The organism is Cystobacter fuscus (genome assembly GCF_002305875.1).
Lineage (GTDB): Bacteria > Myxococcota > Myxococcia > Myxococcales > Myxococcaceae > Cystobacter > Cystobacter fuscus_A.
In genome coordinates, this window is sequence record NZ_CP022098.1 from 11,841,789 (window position 1) to 11,856,789 (window position 15,001).

Genomic DNA, 15,001 nt, shown 5'->3' on the forward strand with positions numbered 1-15,001 from the left:
CAGGCCCGAGAGGACCTTTGGCGCGCACGTCGAGGTCGCCGAGGCTGAGGGGAGTGGCGACCCCTCAGCCCGATGATGGATTGGGGCCTGCGGGTGCTGGAGAAGCGATACGGCCGGGGACCGTCAGGCAGCGGACGCGCTACGGGGCCGGCACCAGGAGGCCCACGCCTTGCTCCGCCCACTCGGTACCGGTCGCCGTGCGCAGGTCATCCACCGGCAGGGGCAGGTGCTCCCAGATCGTCGGATTCTCCGAGGGGACCTTGTTGGTATTGGCGGAGCGCGCCCGGTACAGCTCCGCGTCGTGCATCACCAGCGCGCCCGCCGGATACGCGACCTCGGGTGAGCCCGTGGCCAGGGTGGCGCGGTCCGTCCACATCTCGAGCCGCCGGGTGGGCGTCCCCTCGGGCAGGCCGGTGGCGATGAAGCGCAGGGCGGCCACGGGGCCATTCACATTGCCCGTTGCCGTCACGTTGCCCACGCTCCCGCTTCCCCCGGTGATTCCCGAGACGAGCTTGCGACTGCCCTCCCACCTGTTGTCCTTCAGCGCCGTGGGCGACGTGACGGCCGAGGCCAGGCGGAAGACCACGCCCGGGTCCGTCGAGGAGGGATAGACGGCCGTGTAGCCGAAATCGAGCCCGCGGAACGCATTGCGCTCCCAGAGATAGCTCGAGCCGGCGCCCGACGTTCCCCCCATGTAGATACCCAGGTTCAGTGTGTCCGCGAAGTAATTGTCCGTGAAGCGCACGTCCAGCGGCGCGTCCCCCGTCTCCGCGCCCGCGAAGAAGTTCAACAGCGCGGCGGCCCCACCGAGGAAGACATTGTGGTGGAAGTGGATGTGGCCACCCCGCACCTGTGCCTGGGAGTTGTTGTCCTGGTAGGCCTGGAAGGCGGCGCGCCAGTCCAGCGCGCCGAAGGCGAAGACGTTGTGGTGCACCTCCGTGCCATCCCCGAGGTTCTGCGATTGCAAGGCTTCCGTTCCGGTTCGCACGAACCGGTTGTTGTAGAGCTTCAGACCCGACACCAGGGGCGTGGGTGCGCCCTGGGTCGAGCCAAGATAGAGGGCCTCGCTCGCGGTGTCGTGGATGTAGAGATCATGCAGCCGGAGGCCATCCAGCGGTGGCACGGTGTCGCCGCTCTTCGCCTGGTTGATACGCAGCCCCGCGAAGCCGGCACGGGTGATCTCCACGAACTCCACCTCGAACTGGTGTGCCCCCCCGATGCCCAGGCCCATGTGCCCATCGCTCAGGAACATGTCGTCGCTCAGGAAGCCGTAGCGGGCCCGGGACGTGGCGTAGGCGCCGCACCGGTGACCCGGAAAATCCGCGTGGCCCGTCCCCGAGACCGGGTCATACCGGCCCGTGAGCACCCAGTTCGCGCCGCCGCTCAGGCTCCAGATGTAGCCTTGCGTGCTGCCCGCGGGAGGACGGATGACGACCTGTCCCCCCGTGTTGGTGATGACCAGCGGCCGGTCCGCGCTACGCTGTGGCAGGTTGCCCAGGTTGATGAGCTTGTACGTGCCCGCGGGGACGTAGAGCCGGTCCAGCGTGCTCCAGTCCACCTCCTTGAAGCGCGTCTGCACGTCTGGAACGTAGAGTTCTCCGCTCGTGCCCGGTCCGGGCAGGGTGAAGGTCTTCGTCGGAGGGCCGAACCGGCCGAAAGCCTCACAAGCACTGGCGTTCGTTCCCCCATCCGACGGGGCATCCTGGCAGCCCGCGGTGGCCAGGGTGAAGACGGCGACGGCGAAGAGACTCCGGGTCATACGTGGCGGCTCCTGGCGACAAGAGAAAGCCCTGAGCCTACCCTGTGCCGCGCCACCGTTGCACGGACGCCCGAGGAACGGCTTCAGCGAGTCGCTGGAGGAGTGGGTCTACTACAGCCCCGCTGGGGCCATCCGCGTGGGCAATCCCAACTGCTCCACCCTGGCAAGATTCAGGGAGAGACGGAAAAAGGCAGCGAGCGGAAGTCCTCCGCGAGCCACGTGGGGTCTTCGTTCGACAGGACGTCGCGCGGGAACGTGGTGCTCAATGCCAGACACCGGGCGCCCGCGGCCCGGCCCGCTCGCAGCCCGAGCACCGAGTCCTCGATCACCACGCAGGCGGAGGGCGCCACGCCCAGGGCCGCCGCCGCCTTCAGGTACACCTCGGGATCGGGCTTGCCCCGGGTGACCTCCGCCGCCGTCACCCGGACCGGGAACAGCTCGCTCAACCCCAGCCGGGACAGGGCCAGCTCGGCGTTCGCCGCCGTCGCGCTCGTGCCCAGGGCCCAGGGCACCCCCGCGCGTCGCAGCTCCTCCAGGAAGCGGTGCACCCCGGGCACCGCCGATACCGGCTCGGTGGCGAGCTGGTGCCGGACCATGGCGTCGAGTTCGTGCATGTGCGCCGCGATGTCGCTCTCCGCGAGCCCCGGTCCGAACCACGCCTGGAGCGTCTCCGAGCCCCGGCGTCCGTTGGTGGCGAGGAGCTCGGCCGGGGTGGGCACACGGCCCCGCGCACGCGCGAACGTCTCCCACACCCGGTAGTACAGGGCCGTCGTGTCGATGATGACGCCGTCCAGGTCGAACAGGACGGCGTCGAATGGGTAGGGACGCGAGGTTCCTGGCTGCATGGAGCACTCCTGGGAGGTTCACGAATCCGCACGTTCGTGCACGCTGATGAAGCATCTAGCCGCCGGATCGGGCATGAAGTCCAGCGACAAGGGGCATGACATGCACGATTCGCCGAATCCAGGACCCGAAAGGGGCCGGGAGACGGGGCGCACGCGCACCCACCCGCCGCACGCGGGGCCGAGCGGCTCGCGCGCCACGGCGGTGGGGTCCGGCCCCTGGACGTCCAGCGGAGTGTAGTGGACACGTCAGCGGACGCGTCAGCGGACACATGCCGGCAGGATCCAAGGCCCACGCCCCTCGGAGAGGCCCGTATCGGAGCTGGCACACAAGCTGCTCAGGGTACCCGTGAGTCACCGCATGACTCCTCGCTACCCCCCAAGGAGCCAGTGCTCGTGACGCGCACAAGACGCACGAGAGAGAAGACCCATGACCCTCCAAGCGAGACATCCGAGCAGGCTTCACCACACGGCCTATGTGACCCGGGACCTCGAGGCGACACGGAAGTTCTATGAAGACTTGATTGGCCTGCCACTCGTGGCGACCTGGTGCGAGGCGGATGAGCTTTTCGGCGCCGTGCGCACCTATTGCCATACGTTCTTCGAACTCGGAGATGGAAGCGCGCTCGCGTTCTTTCAATTCGAGAAGCCATCGGATCAAGAGCTTTTCGGACCGAAGCTGCCCCCCACCCCGTTCCATCACATCGCGCTGAACGTGGATCGGGAGACCCAGGACGGCATCGAACAGCGCCTGCGGGCCGCCGGGCATTCCGAGCCCGGAATGTACGTGCTGGAGCATGGCTACTGCCGGTCGCTCTACGTGCAGGACCCCAACGGGATGCTCGTGGAGTTCACGTGGGACAATCCGGAGGCCGTGACGCCCGAGGCGACACGGAGCCGCCGCGCCCAGGCCCACGGCGAACTGAAGCGCTGGCTCGCGGGTCACCGAGACTCGAACAACACGTTCCGCTAGCTTCAGCCAGGCAGGCGGACGCCGCGCTCGGCCTCGAAGTGGCGCCGCCATCGCGCCCGCAGGTCGTCCGGAGACACGCCGTGACGCTCGTCGCGGAACTCGGCGGCGAGGATGCGGTCGGTTCGAAAGTGCCGGAAGGTCGAGCGAAGCTCGCACCAGGCGGCGAGCAGCCGCACCGCCTCGGCATAGCCGATGATGACGGGCCAGATCGTCCGCTCGCTCTCCCGGCCCTGGTCATCCCGATAGCGGATGCGGATCTTCCGCCCGCTGCGAATCCACGCGCGGGTGCGGGCCATGTCCAGCCCATCCACGGCGACACCCAGGGGCAGCGGGGCCCCGATGGTTGGCTCGGCAATGAACGGGCGCAGCCGCTCCGGCACGACCGCGGCGATCTTGGCGACGAGGTCTCGCGCTGCGCTCGCGAGCGCGGCGTCGCCTCGCTCGGCGACCCACTGAGCGCCAAGCACCGCCGCCTCGAGCTCATCGGGCGTGAGCATCAGCGGCGGCATGTCGAAGTCGCGCTCGAGCACGTAGCCAATCCCCGCCTCACCGCGGATCGGCACCCGCTGTCCGATGAGGTCCGCGACGTCGCGGTAGATGGAGCGCTTGGACACCTCCAGCTCCGCGGCGAGAGCGTCCGCCGTCACCGGGCGGCTGGAGCGCCGGAGGATCTGGATGAGCTGGAACAGGCGGTCGGCGCGGCGCATGGCGGTTTGCTGCTGACAGCATGCTGGCAGCAGCCGCTCGTTACAAGCCGGGGCACGGTCACCTCGGTGGCCGACCCACCGAAGGAGGACACCCATGAACTTCGTCTCGATCCGCCTGATCACCGCAGACCTCGAGCGCCTGGTCCGCTTCTACGAGCGGCTCTCCGGCCTGCGGGCGACCCGATACACCGAGGATTTCGCGGAGCTGATCACGCCAGCCTGCACCCTTGCGATCGGCAGCACGCGCACGCTCCAGTTGTTCGGCGGCGATATCGCCCGGCCCGCCGACAACCACACCGCCATCATCGAGTTCCGTGTCGACGACGTCGACGAATCGTTCCGGAGGCTGAAGGACGTCATCGGGGGTGCGCTGGTCCAGGAGCCCACCACCATGCCGTGGGGCAACAGATCGCTGCTGTTCCGCGATCCCGACGGCACCCTGGTGAACTTCTTCACGCCGGTCACGAAGGAAGCGATCGCGAAGTTCAATCGATAGGCAGAGCCAATACGCTCTGGGTTTCCCGAGAATGGACACGTCTGGTAATCTCATTTCCATCCATGGAAACCAAATACGAGCCGTCATGGGATGATCTGCGGGTGCTGCTCGCGGTGCACCGCCACCGCAGCTTCCTGGCCGCGGGCCGCGCGCTCGGCATCTCCACCTCGACCACTGCCCGGAGGATCGAGGCCCTCGAGCAGGCCCTGGACCGACCGTTGGTGCATCGCTCGAGCGCGGGCACCTCCGTGGAGCCAGAGGCACTCGAGCTCGTCAACCTCGCCGAGCAGCTCGAGCTCGGCTTGCAGTCCGTGCGGCGCGATGAAGGCGACGCGACAGCCAGCGGCACCGTGCGGCTGTCGCTGTCCGATGGCTTGATCATACCGGTCACCCAGGTGCTCGCGACCCTGAGACAGAAACATCCGGCCTTGCTCTTCGAGGTCAGCTCCGAGGCGCGCATGGCCGACCTCTCCCGGCGCGAGGCGGACATCGGCATCCGCATGGCCCGTTCGGCATCTCCGGTGCTCGTCCAACGCCTGATCGGCCGGGCCCAGCTCGGACTCTACGCCGCGCGGTCGTATGTCGAGCGCCGCGTCCGCGATGGTCGGCTCAAGCGCCAGGATATGGCCCGCCATGACTTCATCGGCTTCGAGACCTCCCACGACAAGATGCCGCAAGTGCAATGGTTGATCGAGCAGGGCGCGAAGCGGTTCGTGTTCCGGAGCAACTCCTATTTCGCCATGAGGGAGGCCGCGGAGCTGGGTCTGGGCATCATGATATTGGGCGTGATGCAGGTGCCGCCGGGCTCGGAGCTGGTGCGACTCGAGACCGAGGGTGAGCCTCCCTGGGTCTCGGCGTATCTCGCCTATCATCGCGAGCTGCGCAACGTGAAGCGCATCCGGCTCGTGCTCGATGCCTTGGAGTCCGCGTTCCGCGCCATGCGGACCTGAGCATGGGAGGGTGCCCTTCTCGCTCAAAGCCGGATGGCGCGCAGCGCATCGAGCGCCTTCGTGGGTGGCGCCGCGGCGACCATCTGATCGATCAACATCCGCGATTCCTGGGGCCCGAGCGCGCCGAGATCTCGAAGGATCTTCGCGCGACTGCCGAGCCAGAAGGTGAGCGCCCACAGAACCCTGGGTAGCGCGCTGGCGACGCGGAGGCTCGACGGAAGGATCGGATGGCCAAGGTCGCGCACGAGGTCATACGCCTGCCGGGTTGCCAGCGCCGCGGTGCGGGCCTCCGCCCACGTGATGCCACGGCCGGTAGCGACGGCCCGACAACCCACCGACATCAATCCGACGACGAGGGCCGCGTGCGAGCGCAGCCAGGCGTGCATGTCGGGCGTGGTCACGGTGGGGATGCCGGCAGCGCTGAAGAGCGCGGCATCTTCGGCCGCGATGACCGTGGTGCCGGGGCGCACTTGATGCTCGATGCGTCCATCCTTGATCAGCGAGAACACGCCGCCGGGAAAGCCGAAGGTGAAGCGGTCGGCACCTACGGCGTCGCGCAGCGGTGCGATGGACTCGAAGGTATTGAACATGAACATCACCCGGCGCGCGGCGCTCGCGACCAGGTCGGGCAGCACCGCCGGCACCTGGGGCGAGAGCACGGTGACGAGCACGAGGTCGAAGTCCTCCGTCGGAGGCAGCGTCGTGGCGAGGGTGATGGCGGCGCGGCGGCCGTCGACGAGGACGATACCGTCGTCGCTTCGCAACCGCGCGAGGCGCACGCCACGGGCGACGACGGTGACCGCATGGCCCGCCTGCGCGAGTTGGTAGGCGAAGGCGGTGCCGATCGCACCGGCGCCGAGCACCGCGATCCGTTGCGGCATCGGCCGTGCCGTCGTCGACGATGGCGGCGAGGAGGGAGAGGAGAACGAAGCAGCTGGGGAGGACATGACGGAATCATGGTCGGGCGACGCACGCAAAACAGCGGCGAATGCCGGACAACCGTTTTCCGGAAATGAAAAACGACGTGCCTGCCTCGTCAACGAGGCAGACCCATGACCTTCCAAGACTTTCCAGTATGGACAATCACCTGCTCCGCGTCTTCTCTTGCTCTGCGATTCTCTCCTGCTCTCTCCGCCAGTCTTCCAAGATGGAGATGGGGTGTAGCGAACGGTAATCGATCTTCTTGTGAAACACCGCGAAGTGGAGTTCGCCCGCGATCCGCACGAAGACCGACAAAGGTGGAGCAGGATGATTCTTCCACCAGGCCGCTGCCTCCGCATGGGTGTCGAACGAAGCCGCCGGGGCAGGCAACCCGCGTGACGCGACAGCCTCGATGAATCGTTCTAGAGCGTAATCGCGCCGGAGGGCACGCACGCCCCTCTCGCGAGAATAGAAGACCTCCAGATATTCATTCCCCACCAGGATATATGCGCTGCTGGGCGGCTCGGGGAGGTTCCTCAACCAGGTCTCCGCCTCGTCACGCGTGTCGAATCGGGCGATGACTGGAGGAGGATTACGGTAGAAGGTCTTCAGGTAGTCGTGAAATTCCTCGCATTGGCCTGTTGAAGCAATGAATTCGAGCTGAGCCCTGGCGACCTGGATGAGATTCTTCTTCTCCGCGGATTGCAAGGTGTCTCGAATTCGAGCGAGCGTCTGCCAGGCCTCGCTGGCCTCCTCGCCATTCTCGCCACGCCAGGAGGTTCTCACATCGACAGCACGGTCCGCTGAGGGGCGTACGAGATAGTCCTCGAAACGATAGAGCTGGCCTGTTCGCCAGATGAAGAAGCCCGCCTCTTTCAGGAGACGGTATGCCGTGGAGTCGCCGGGCGGCTGGAGCTTCTGCCATTGGTCGGCAACCAGTGCGTCCGATGCGGAGAGCAGCTTGGAGATCGTCACGGTGTCTCCGGCATCAGCTCGAACCCCAAGGGGTTGTCCGAGGAAGCCACCAGCACGACCGGTACGAAGACGAGCGCAGCCCCACCTGAAGCGCCGACCACGGCGATGAAGGCGACGCCGGCAATGATGATGACTGTACCGGCCAGGATCTTGGTTCGATGTCGCCTGACCCAATCAACCGCGGTGTCCATGGCTTCGAATCGCACAGGACTGGTCTCCGCCTGCGCAAGGCGAGTTGCTTCATGCATGCCTCCGGGCAGTACCACTGCTTCCCGCTCCTCCACCGACCATACTGACTTGAATCGTATACATACGTTTATTCATGGGGAGAGTTGCCGGTGAACGTAGCGCCTCCAGGCTTGTAGAGTGACAGCAAAACTGACCCCCATCCCGGGCATCCACACCGTGGCGGAGGTGCCGATGCGAGCACCTCGACCTTGATCCAGAAGGTCCAGAATGCGGCGGACGACTCGATGGGGCCCAGTGCGACCTGCGCCGGTGTCTAGAAGATTTCCCTCCGAGAAAAAATAGAAAAATCCGCCATCGCCATTTAACCCGTTATTTCTGGCTCGGCTCTCTGTCATCATGAACGGGTCGGCTCCAGCCAGCCCCATCCAAGGTGAGGGTGTCCATGTTTCGAAATCTCGTCCCCGTCCGGAAGTTGATCGCGGGCACGCTGGCGTTTTCCCTCGGCTGTGGAGTGGGCCCCAGCCCCGGCATGGAGGAGGAGACCGGCTCAGCCACCGAGTCCACCCAGGGGCTGGGTGCAACGGAGCGTGCGCTGGCCTCCGACCGAGCGTATCAGTGGCTCAAGGCACAGCAGGATCTGACGAACGGGAGCGCCCTGAGCGGTCTCGTCGACAGCTTCGATGACTGGTGGAACACCACCGAGCGCAAGCAGATCGTCTACACCTACGATCAGGCCGTGGCCGCCATCGCCTTCATGGCCAAGGGCGACCGCGTACGCGCCGAGAAGGTGCTCGACAAGCTCGTCGCCATCCAGGATCCGGATGGCTCGTGGATCAACTCCTACTGGTGGAATGGCTACGGCGAGGAGCTGCGCAAGCACGTGGGCCCGGTGGCCTGGGTCACCATGGCCTTCATGACCCACGAGAAGCTCTACGGCTCCACCACCTACCGGACCCCCGCCCGGAAGGCGTTGGAATGGATGCTCACGTTCAAGAAGCCCAACGGCGCCATCTCCGGCGGACGCACCACCTGGGACATCCAGGGCGTCTGGACGGACGAGGTCTGGAGCTCCACCGAGCACAACGAGGACGTCTACAACCTCTACCGCTACTACGCGGGCAAGTTCTCCGACCGCACCTCGGCGTACAACGACGCCGCCCAGGGCGTGAAGCAGTTCCTCGACAACGTGATGTGGAACGACACCACGAAGCGCTTCTACGGCGGGTGGAAGAACAACACCGGCCTGCTGGACACGAACGTTCCCCTGGACGTCAATCCCTGGGGCATCCTCGCGCTCGGCTTGTCGGGCACCCGGGACTACAAGGCCTCGCTCGCCTCCGTCGACAACGCCCGGGGCGTTGGCACCGTCGCGGATCCCCGGTACGTGCACACCCTGCCGTACGAGAACACCACCATCACCGCCTACGACTTCGACTGGCAGTACGACTGCGCCCGGGCCAATGATCAGAACGGCAACTACAACGGCGACCGGTGCGCGGACATCTGGTTCGAGGGCTCGGCCTTCATGTCGGTCGCCCACCACATGAATGGCAACACGACCAAGGCCGACTCCATCATCGACGAGATCATCAAGAAGCAGGGCACGAGCGGCTCGCTGCTCGGCGGCGTCCCCTACTCCCTCAAGGGCACCAGCAACAACTACTGGCGCATGGCGCAGGAGAACTGCGTGTCGAGCACCGGCTGGCTCATCCTCGCCATCCACCGCTTCAATCCCTTCACCGGCTCCGTGGTGAATGGCGGCACGAACCCGACGGACACCCAGGCCCCCTCCACGCCGTCCTCCCTGAAGGTCTCGTCCACGACGAGCAGCAGCGTGACGCTGTCCTGGACGGCGTCCACGGACAACGTCGGCGTCGCGGGCTACGACATCTATCGGGGCTCGACGCTGGTGGGCTCCAGCTCGGCCACCACCTTCACCGTGAGCGGCCTGTCGGCCAGCACCACGTACTCCTTCTCCATCAAGGCGCGCGACGCCGCCGGCAACACCTCCGCGGCGAGCAACACCGTCAGCGCCACCACCAGCGCCGCGGGCAACGATGGCGGCCACACGACGGCCGACTACACCGCCAACGTCACCCGGACCTCCAGCACCCAGGCGAGAATCTCCTTCAAGCCCACCACCTCCGCCCTCTACGTGGACGTGCACTACACGCTCAATGGCGGCGGCCAGCAGAACCTCCGGATGGCGCTCGCCAACGGAACCTGGACGCAGGACGTGGCGGGCCTGAGCACGGGCAGCCGGCTCGAGTACTGGTTCACCTACGAGAAGTCCGGCCCCCAGTACGACTCGCCCCACTACACCTATACGCACTGAGCCGAGGAGCGCGGTGAGCGTCAGTTCCCCGGGTCGCCCCGTGGCGGCCCGAATGACGCCTTCGCGACGGCGATGAAGCGCTGCAAGGCGGGAGAGGTGTCCGAGCGACGCCAGGCGAGGACAATCTCTCCCACCGGTGCATCACGCGGCAGGCCGACGAGCGTGACACCCGGGTGGTTCTCGAGATCGGGCACGTTGGGCAGAGGGGCGATACCGAGGCCCGCGGAGACCAGCCACACCTGCGTGGCGACATTGCGCGTGTATTGACGCACCACGAGCTCGACATCGGCCTGCCGGCAGCGCTCGTGGAACGCGCTGTACGAGACGGATCGCAGACAAAGCATATATTGGAAATATGCGCGGAGAACCGCTACCTCTTCCGCATGGACACGACCGCCACCGCCTCCACTGCCGTCGGAACGAGCACCGTTCCGGCCGACATGAGCCGTCGGCTGCTCTGGACGCTCACCGCGGCGACCGTCTTCGCGGTGGGCAACATCTACTACTCCCAGCCGCTGCTCGGGGAGATCGCCCAGTCCTTCCAGCAGTCGGCGTCGAGCACCGGCACCATCCCGATGCTCAGTCAGCTCGGCTACGTGGCCGGCCTGCTCTTCCTCACCCCGCTCGGCGACGTGCTCGAGAAGCGCGGGCTGCTGGTGGTGCTGCTCGTTTCCGCCGGACTCGCGCTGCTCGCCGCGGGCCTCGCCCCCACGTTCCCGCTCTTTCTCGCGGCGTGCCTCGGAATCGGCCTCACCGCGGTGCTGGTGCAGATCCTGATCCCCTTCGTGGCGGTGTTGAGCCCTCCCGCGGAACGCGGCCGCAACCTCGGCACGGTCCTGAGCGCGGCGCTGATCGGCGTGCTCGTGTCGCGCACCCTCTCGGGCTTCGTGGGCGCGCACCTGGGTTGGCGCGGCGTGTTCTTCGTGGCCTCCGGTACCATGTTCGCACTCGCGGTGCTGCTGCGGCTCGGGCTGCCACGCTACGAGTCGCCCACGCGCCTGTCGTATCCGCGACTGCTCCACTCGGTGTGGGGTCTCTTTCGCGACCTGCCCGAGCTGCGCGCGATCGCCCTGACCGGCGCGCTGATGTACGCCGCGCTCTCGGCGTTCTGGGCCTCGCTCGCCTTCTACCTGGAAAGCGATACCTTCCGGATGGGCCCGGAGACAGCGGGCATGTTCGGCCTGATCGGCGCGGCCGGGGCGCTCGCCGCCAACCTGACCGGCCGCAACGTGGAGCGCATCGGTGCCCGGCGGCTCGTGCGGGGAAGCATCCTGCTGATGCTGCTCGCCTGGATGGTGTTCGCGGGCCTGGGCGCCACGTGGACGGGGCTCATCGCCGGCGTGCTCCTGCTGGATCTCGGCGCGCAGACGGCGACGGTCTCGAATCAGACCGACCTCTACCGCATCCACCCGGCAGCACAGACACGGCTCAATACCATCTACAAAGTCTTCTATTACGTCGGCGGAGCGTGCGGCTCCTGGCTCAGCACGGCCGCATGGGAGCATTTCGCGTGGCGTGGCGTCTGCGCGGTGGGTGCGATGTTCCTGCTGCTCGCCTTCGCGTGGGAGCGCCTGCGGCCCGCGGCGCGCGCGACGACGGTCCCCGGAGGACTCGCGCACGCGAGCGGAGGACGGCCCTAGCGCGGAGCCGGTTTCTTTGGGCGCCAACCTGGGGGCATTCCGCCCCGCGACAGGGCATCTCGCCCCCATCCGCTCCCGCCGCCCCGTGCTCCTCCGAGGGAAGCGCGTTGGCATGGCCCATGCTCTGTCTCCAGGCATCACCCCGGCAACCTCGCCGGGATGGAGGAGCAGCAGCCATGAAGAACGCGATCTCGAAGCTGATGGTGGTGGGAACGTTGATGATGGGCAGCGCCGTGATGGCCGCGGATGCTCCCGCCGCGCAGCCGGCCAAGCACGCCGCGCACGCCAAGAAGGCCCCCAAGAGCGAGAACAAGCCAGCGGAGGGCACCGAGACGGGCACCACCCCCCCGCCCGCTCAGCACTCCGCCAAGAGCACCAAGCACTAGAACGAGTCCGCGCCGCGCCGAGCCGCGGGAGCCCGACTCCCGCGTGTTCTCCAATACCGACCATCCCGATGTGTTTCCGGATGGCGCCCTGACACGGCTCGAAGGCATCCTTCCTGGACGATGAACGACCAGGAGCTACTGGAGAAGACGCTGTACGTGGCCAGGGAAGCGGGAATGCTCCTGCTTCGCAAGCAGGGCACCGTGCTCCCATTCGGGCTGACCCTCGACCCGGCGGGCGACAATCCAAGAACCTATTTTCCCCGGGACCAACTGCCACGCGCCTCCTGGGACGAGCTGCTCGATGCCACCCTCGCGCATCTCGAGCGCCGCATCGGCTCGGGCGACATCGGGGCGATCGCGCTCGTCACCACGCTCGAATCCGGAAGCCAGTCCGGCATGGGCGTCCAGGTCGAGACCCACTCCGCCTCGCTGTTCCTCGTGTACCCCTACAAGGGAACCGGGCAGAGCCGAAGCCTCGGCGAACCCCAGACAGCGGAGGGGTTGCTCGTCGGACCGCTCCTGGCGGGAGAAGTGTCAGACAACTCGTAGGGGACAACTCGTAGGGGAATCTCTCCGGGTATGCGTGTGTCCGGGCCGCCATCAGGACGTCGGCTCCTTCCCCTCTTGTTCTTGCCCTGCTTCACCCCTTCCCCCTGCGCGCTTCACCCCTTTCCCCTCCTCGTTCCCATCCCGGCTTTCCCCTCGAACAAGCCCTTACCAGTTGACCCCTCACTGGATTGTCTTGTTCGCGGTTTCTAGATCTGAAGTGCAGCCAATTTCGGCGGCGTCCTCTGAAAGGAGCAGGATCATGAACGAGAACGAGATGGACCCGAAGAAGCTCGACCCGAACACGGAGACAATCCAAAGCCTCTCGGATGAGGCCCTGGAACAGGTCGCCGGTGGCTCGTGGGGGGGTGGACGAGGTGGCCGAGGTGGCCGGGGTGGACGAGGTGGCCGGGGTGGACGAGGTGGCCGGGGTGGACGAGGTGGCCGGGGTGGCCGCGGAGGGTATTTCTACGACGACTAGCGGCTGGGCCGATCGACTGCCGGGACAGTGACCGCCTGCGTGTAGAGGCGCAGCGCGGCTCACACGGCCGGCGGCGCGGTGTCCGGGGGAAGGTGTGTCAGGCAATTCGTAGAGGACGCCGGGAGCGCGGGCGTGTGACCCACCGAGGTGCCGCTCAGGTCTCGCACAGGCGAGAGACGTCGAGCCCCGGCCCGGAGCCACTCACGTGCTCCTGGTAGGCCTGGGCCACCTTCGCCCGGAAGCGCTGGGCATAGCCATCACAGAAGTTCTTGTAGAGCGTGCCGGTGGCGCCCTCGGCCATCACCGCGCAGCCTCCGCCACAGGAGGTGGCGTAGCGGCACTTGCGGCACACGGGGTTGGACACCACGTTGCGCCCCCGCCAGGCATGCAGGTGCAGGCGGCTCATGAGCACCTCTCCCGCTGGGGTAACATGGCCGATGCGCTGGCGGGTGTCCCCGGTGCGCTCCCAACAGGCATAGATGTCCCCGAAGGCATCGAAGACATACATGGTCGTGTGGGCCCCACAGAACGCCGTGCTGAAGCCCGTGCTCTGGGCCTTTTGATCGAAGATCTGCCGCGCCTTGAACTGGAGCGAGTCGTCCATGAGGCCAATCGCGCTCACGGCCGGGTGACGCTGGCGCAACTCCTCCATGGCCTGGGTGAGCTGCCAGCTCGTGAAGGTACTCTTGGCGTCCACGCTGGCATTGCCCTCGTGGATGGGCGCGACATAGGGCGAGAAGCGCGCCTCGCGGCTCCAGCCGTGGGCCTCGAACACCTCGGCGAGCGCGGGCAGTTGTTCGATGTTGCCGCGGTCGATGTTCATCCGCACGCTCACCGCCACGCCCCGCTCGAGCGCCAGGGTGATGTTGCGCGCGATGCGCGCGAACGAGCCGGAGCCATCCGGGTAGATGCGCCGGCGGTCGTGCTCCTCTGGAATCCCATCCAGCGTCACCTGGATGGAGGCGATTCCCTCCGCTCCCAGCAGGTCCGCGTAGGCATCCAGCTCCGTGGCGTTGGTGATGGCATTGAGGCGCACCCGGCCCCGGGCACGCATGCGCTCCATGAAGTATTGGATGATGGGCCGGCTCCGGGCCAGCAACGGCTCGCCACCGAAGAAGGTGAGGGTGCGCGTCAGGTCCGCGTCCGCCTTGAGCCCGTGGGCCGCCTCGATGGTGCTCATGCCCGCCAGGATGCGGTCCACCATGGAACGGTCCATGACCCGCAGCAGGTGCGAGTTGCGCGCGTCCGTGCGCATGTGATCCTGGAAGCAATAGGGACAGCGCAGGTTGCACTCGTACGTCGGCATCACGACGTAGTTGGGCGCGTTGCGCAGGGTGGCCAGATGATGCTTGGCGCTCAGCCGGGCGAAGAGCGACTCCTCCTCCTCGGGCGTGAGCGTGACGAGGTAGCCGCGCTTCTTGAGCGCCTCGATCGTCTCGTCCGAGGGCCGGCTCACCTCTCCCTCGATGACGGGCTCGGGCGTCCAGGTGCCGTAGAGCGGATTGGGCGCCTGGCGGGCCTCGAGCGAGCGCAGGTAGGTGGCCACCCGCTTGGAGGCCAGATCATAGGCCCCGGTATAGGCCTGGACGAGCAGCATCTCGTCGGCGTTGCCAGGCAGGTCCACGTAGATGGTGTAGCTGCTGGTGCGCAGCGTCCCGCGGCCCTCGAGTTCCCGGGCCGTGAGCCGCAGGGGCGCGAGCCCCGCGGGCAGGAAGGGAGCGGAGGGCACCTCGAAGGGCTCGAGCTTCACCATGTCCTCGAGTCCTCGCGCTCCAGTTCTTGGCTGATCAGTCGACATGGG

The 15,001-nt window shown here is 66.9% G+C and carries 15 protein-coding genes; 7 read left to right on the forward strand and 8 right to left on the reverse strand.

Annotated elements, in window-relative coordinates; genetic code table 11:
* Nucleotides 1-139: 139 nt before the first annotated feature.
* Both CYFUS_RS48025 and CYFUS_RS48030 read right to left on the reverse strand, forming a co-directional pair.
* Complete coding sequence (locus CYFUS_RS48025; protein WP_232537241.1) at nucleotides 140-1,759, reverse strand: carbohydrate-binding protein; 1,620 nt, start codon at nucleotides 1,757-1,759, stop codon at nucleotides 140-142.
* A gap of 170 nt (nucleotides 1,760-1,929) precedes the next feature.
* Nucleotides 1,930-2,604, reverse strand: a complete 675-nt coding sequence (locus CYFUS_RS48030; RefSeq protein ID WP_095991347.1) for an HAD family hydrolase — start codon at nucleotides 2,602-2,604, stop codon at nucleotides 1,930-1,932.
* Between the two features lie 427 nt (nucleotides 2,605-3,031).
* Between CYFUS_RS48030 and CYFUS_RS48035 the strand changes: the two genes are divergently transcribed.
* The gene (locus CYFUS_RS48035) at nucleotides 3,032-3,574 is read left to right on the forward strand and encodes a VOC family protein (protein ID WP_095991348.1); all 543 of its coding nucleotides are present in this window, start codon (nucleotides 3,032-3,034) and stop codon (nucleotides 3,572-3,574) included.
* Nucleotides 3,575-3,576: 2 nt separating this feature from the next.
* Here CYFUS_RS48035 and CYFUS_RS48040 read toward each other — a convergent pair whose 3' ends face one another.
* Complete coding sequence (locus CYFUS_RS48040; RefSeq protein ID WP_095991349.1) at nucleotides 3,577-4,281, reverse strand: helix-turn-helix transcriptional regulator; 705 nt, start codon at nucleotides 4,279-4,281, stop codon at nucleotides 3,577-3,579.
* A gap of 94 nt (nucleotides 4,282-4,375) precedes the next feature.
* Here CYFUS_RS48040 and CYFUS_RS48045 point away from each other — a divergent pair, with 94 nt between their 5' ends.
* Both CYFUS_RS48045 and CYFUS_RS48050 read left to right on the forward strand, forming a co-directional pair.
* Nucleotides 4,376-4,777 (forward strand): VOC family protein, encoded by a 402-nt coding sequence (locus CYFUS_RS48045; protein WP_095991350.1) that lies wholly within the window; start codon nucleotides 4,376-4,378, stop codon nucleotides 4,775-4,777.
* A gap of 62 nt (nucleotides 4,778-4,839) precedes the next feature.
* Complete coding sequence (locus tag CYFUS_RS48050) at nucleotides 4,840-5,727, forward strand: LysR family transcriptional regulator (RefSeq protein ID WP_095991351.1); 888 nt, start codon at nucleotides 4,840-4,842, stop codon at nucleotides 5,725-5,727.
* 23 nt (nucleotides 5,728-5,750) lie between these two features.
* Here CYFUS_RS48050 and CYFUS_RS48055 read toward each other — a convergent pair whose 3' ends face one another.
* The 3 genes from CYFUS_RS48055 to CYFUS_RS48065 all read right to left on the reverse strand — a co-directional run bounded on the left by CYFUS_RS48055 (nucleotide 5,751) and on the right by CYFUS_RS48065 (nucleotide 7,829).
* Nucleotides 5,751-6,608, reverse strand: coding sequence for a ketopantoate reductase family protein (locus tag CYFUS_RS48055; RefSeq protein ID WP_095991352.1), 858 nt, complete (start codon nucleotides 6,606-6,608; stop codon nucleotides 5,751-5,753).
* A 202-nt stretch (nucleotides 6,609-6,810) separates the two neighbouring features.
* Nucleotides 6,811-7,623: a hypothetical protein gene (locus CYFUS_RS48060; protein WP_095991353.1), complete on the reverse strand. Its 813-nt coding sequence runs from the start codon at nucleotides 7,621-7,623 to the stop codon at nucleotides 6,811-6,813.
* Nucleotides 7,620-7,829, reverse strand: a complete 210-nt coding sequence (locus CYFUS_RS48065) for a hypothetical protein (protein WP_095992663.1) — start codon at nucleotides 7,827-7,829, stop codon at nucleotides 7,620-7,622. Before CYFUS_RS48065 ends, CYFUS_RS48060 begins: the two co-directional genes overlap by 4 nt.
* A gap of 425 nt (nucleotides 7,830-8,254) precedes the next feature.
* Here CYFUS_RS48065 and CYFUS_RS48070 point away from each other — a divergent pair, with 425 nt between their 5' ends.
* Entirely contained in the window at nucleotides 8,255-10,147 is a 1,893-nt protein-coding gene (locus tag CYFUS_RS48070; RefSeq protein WP_095991354.1) for a fibronectin type III domain-containing protein, read from the forward strand.
* 20 nt (nucleotides 10,148-10,167) lie between these two features.
* On the opposite strand, the gene CYFUS_RS48075 is transcribed toward CYFUS_RS48070, so the two are convergent.
* Nucleotides 10,168-10,491, reverse strand: coding sequence for a LysR substrate-binding domain-containing protein (locus CYFUS_RS48075; RefSeq protein ID WP_095991355.1), 324 nt, complete (start codon nucleotides 10,489-10,491; stop codon nucleotides 10,168-10,170).
* A 39-nt stretch (nucleotides 10,492-10,530) separates the two neighbouring features.
* Between CYFUS_RS48075 and CYFUS_RS48080 the strand changes: the two genes are divergently transcribed.
* From CYFUS_RS48080 to CYFUS_RS48090, 3 genes are all read left to right on the forward strand, one after another.
* On the forward strand, nucleotides 10,531-11,787 hold the full coding sequence (locus CYFUS_RS48080) for an MFS transporter (RefSeq protein WP_232537242.1): 1,257 nt from the start codon (nucleotides 10,531-10,533) through the stop codon (nucleotides 11,785-11,787).
* 176 nt (nucleotides 11,788-11,963) lie between these two features.
* The gene (locus tag CYFUS_RS48085; protein WP_095991356.1) at nucleotides 11,964-12,173 is read left to right on the forward strand and encodes a hypothetical protein; all 210 of its coding nucleotides are present in this window, start codon (nucleotides 11,964-11,966) and stop codon (nucleotides 12,171-12,173) included.
* A gap of 120 nt (nucleotides 12,174-12,293) precedes the next feature.
* Nucleotides 12,294-12,722, forward strand: a complete 429-nt coding sequence (locus tag CYFUS_RS48090) for a hypothetical protein (RefSeq protein ID WP_095991357.1) — start codon at nucleotides 12,294-12,296, stop codon at nucleotides 12,720-12,722.
* A 632-nt stretch (nucleotides 12,723-13,354) separates the two neighbouring features.
* Here CYFUS_RS48090 and CYFUS_RS48100 read toward each other — a convergent pair.
* Nucleotides 13,355-14,998: a radical SAM/SPASM domain-containing protein gene (locus CYFUS_RS48100; RefSeq protein WP_232537243.1), complete on the reverse strand. Its 1,644-nt coding sequence runs from the start codon at nucleotides 14,996-14,998 to the stop codon at nucleotides 13,355-13,357.
* Nucleotides 14,999-15,001 lie beyond the last annotated feature (3 nt).

What these genes read in the sequence shown, in the direction of transcription:
- CYFUS_RS48075 (WP_095991355.1), bottom strand. Translation starts at nt 10,491, where the DNA reads ATGCTTTGTCTGCGATCCGTCTCGTACAGCGCGTTCCACGAGCGCTGC.
- CYFUS_RS48080 (WP_232537242.1), top strand. Translation starts at nt 10,531, where the DNA reads ATGGACACGACCGCCACCGCCTCCACTGCCGTCGGAACGAGCACCGTT.
- CYFUS_RS48035 (WP_095991348.1), top strand. Translation starts at nt 3,032, where the DNA reads ATGACCCTCCAAGCGAGACATCCGAGCAGGCTTCACCACACGGCCTAT.
- CYFUS_RS48050 (WP_095991351.1), top strand. Translation starts at nt 4,840, where the DNA reads ATGGAAACCAAATACGAGCCGTCATGGGATGATCTGCGGGTGCTGCTC.
- CYFUS_RS48070 (WP_095991354.1), top strand. Translation starts at nt 8,255, where the DNA reads ATGTTTCGAAATCTCGTCCCCGTCCGGAAGTTGATCGCGGGCACGCTG.
- CYFUS_RS48045 (WP_095991350.1), top strand. Translation starts at nt 4,376, where the DNA reads ATGAACTTCGTCTCGATCCGCCTGATCACCGCAGACCTCGAGCGCCTG.
- CYFUS_RS48085 (WP_095991356.1), top strand. Translation starts at nt 11,964, where the DNA reads ATGAAGAACGCGATCTCGAAGCTGATGGTGGTGGGAACGTTGATGATG.
- CYFUS_RS48030 (WP_095991347.1), bottom strand. Translation starts at nt 2,604, where the DNA reads ATGCAGCCAGGAACCTCGCGTCCCTACCCATTCGACGCCGTCCTGTTC.
- CYFUS_RS48055 (WP_095991352.1), bottom strand. Translation starts at nt 6,608, where the DNA reads ATGCCGCAACGGATCGCGGTGCTCGGCGCCGGTGCGATCGGCACCGCC.
- CYFUS_RS48025 (WP_232537241.1), bottom strand. Translation starts at nt 1,759, where the DNA reads ATGACCCGGAGTCTCTTCGCCGTCGCCGTCTTCACCCTGGCCACCGCG.
- CYFUS_RS48090 (WP_095991357.1), top strand. Translation starts at nt 12,294, where the DNA reads ATGAACGACCAGGAGCTACTGGAGAAGACGCTGTACGTGGCCAGGGAA.
- CYFUS_RS48100 (WP_232537243.1), bottom strand. Translation starts at nt 14,998, where the DNA reads ATGTCGACTGATCAGCCAAGAACTGGAGCGCGAGGACTCGAGGACATG.
- CYFUS_RS48040 (WP_095991349.1), bottom strand. Translation starts at nt 4,281, where the DNA reads ATGCGCCGCGCCGACCGCCTGTTCCAGCTCATCCAGATCCTCCGGCGC.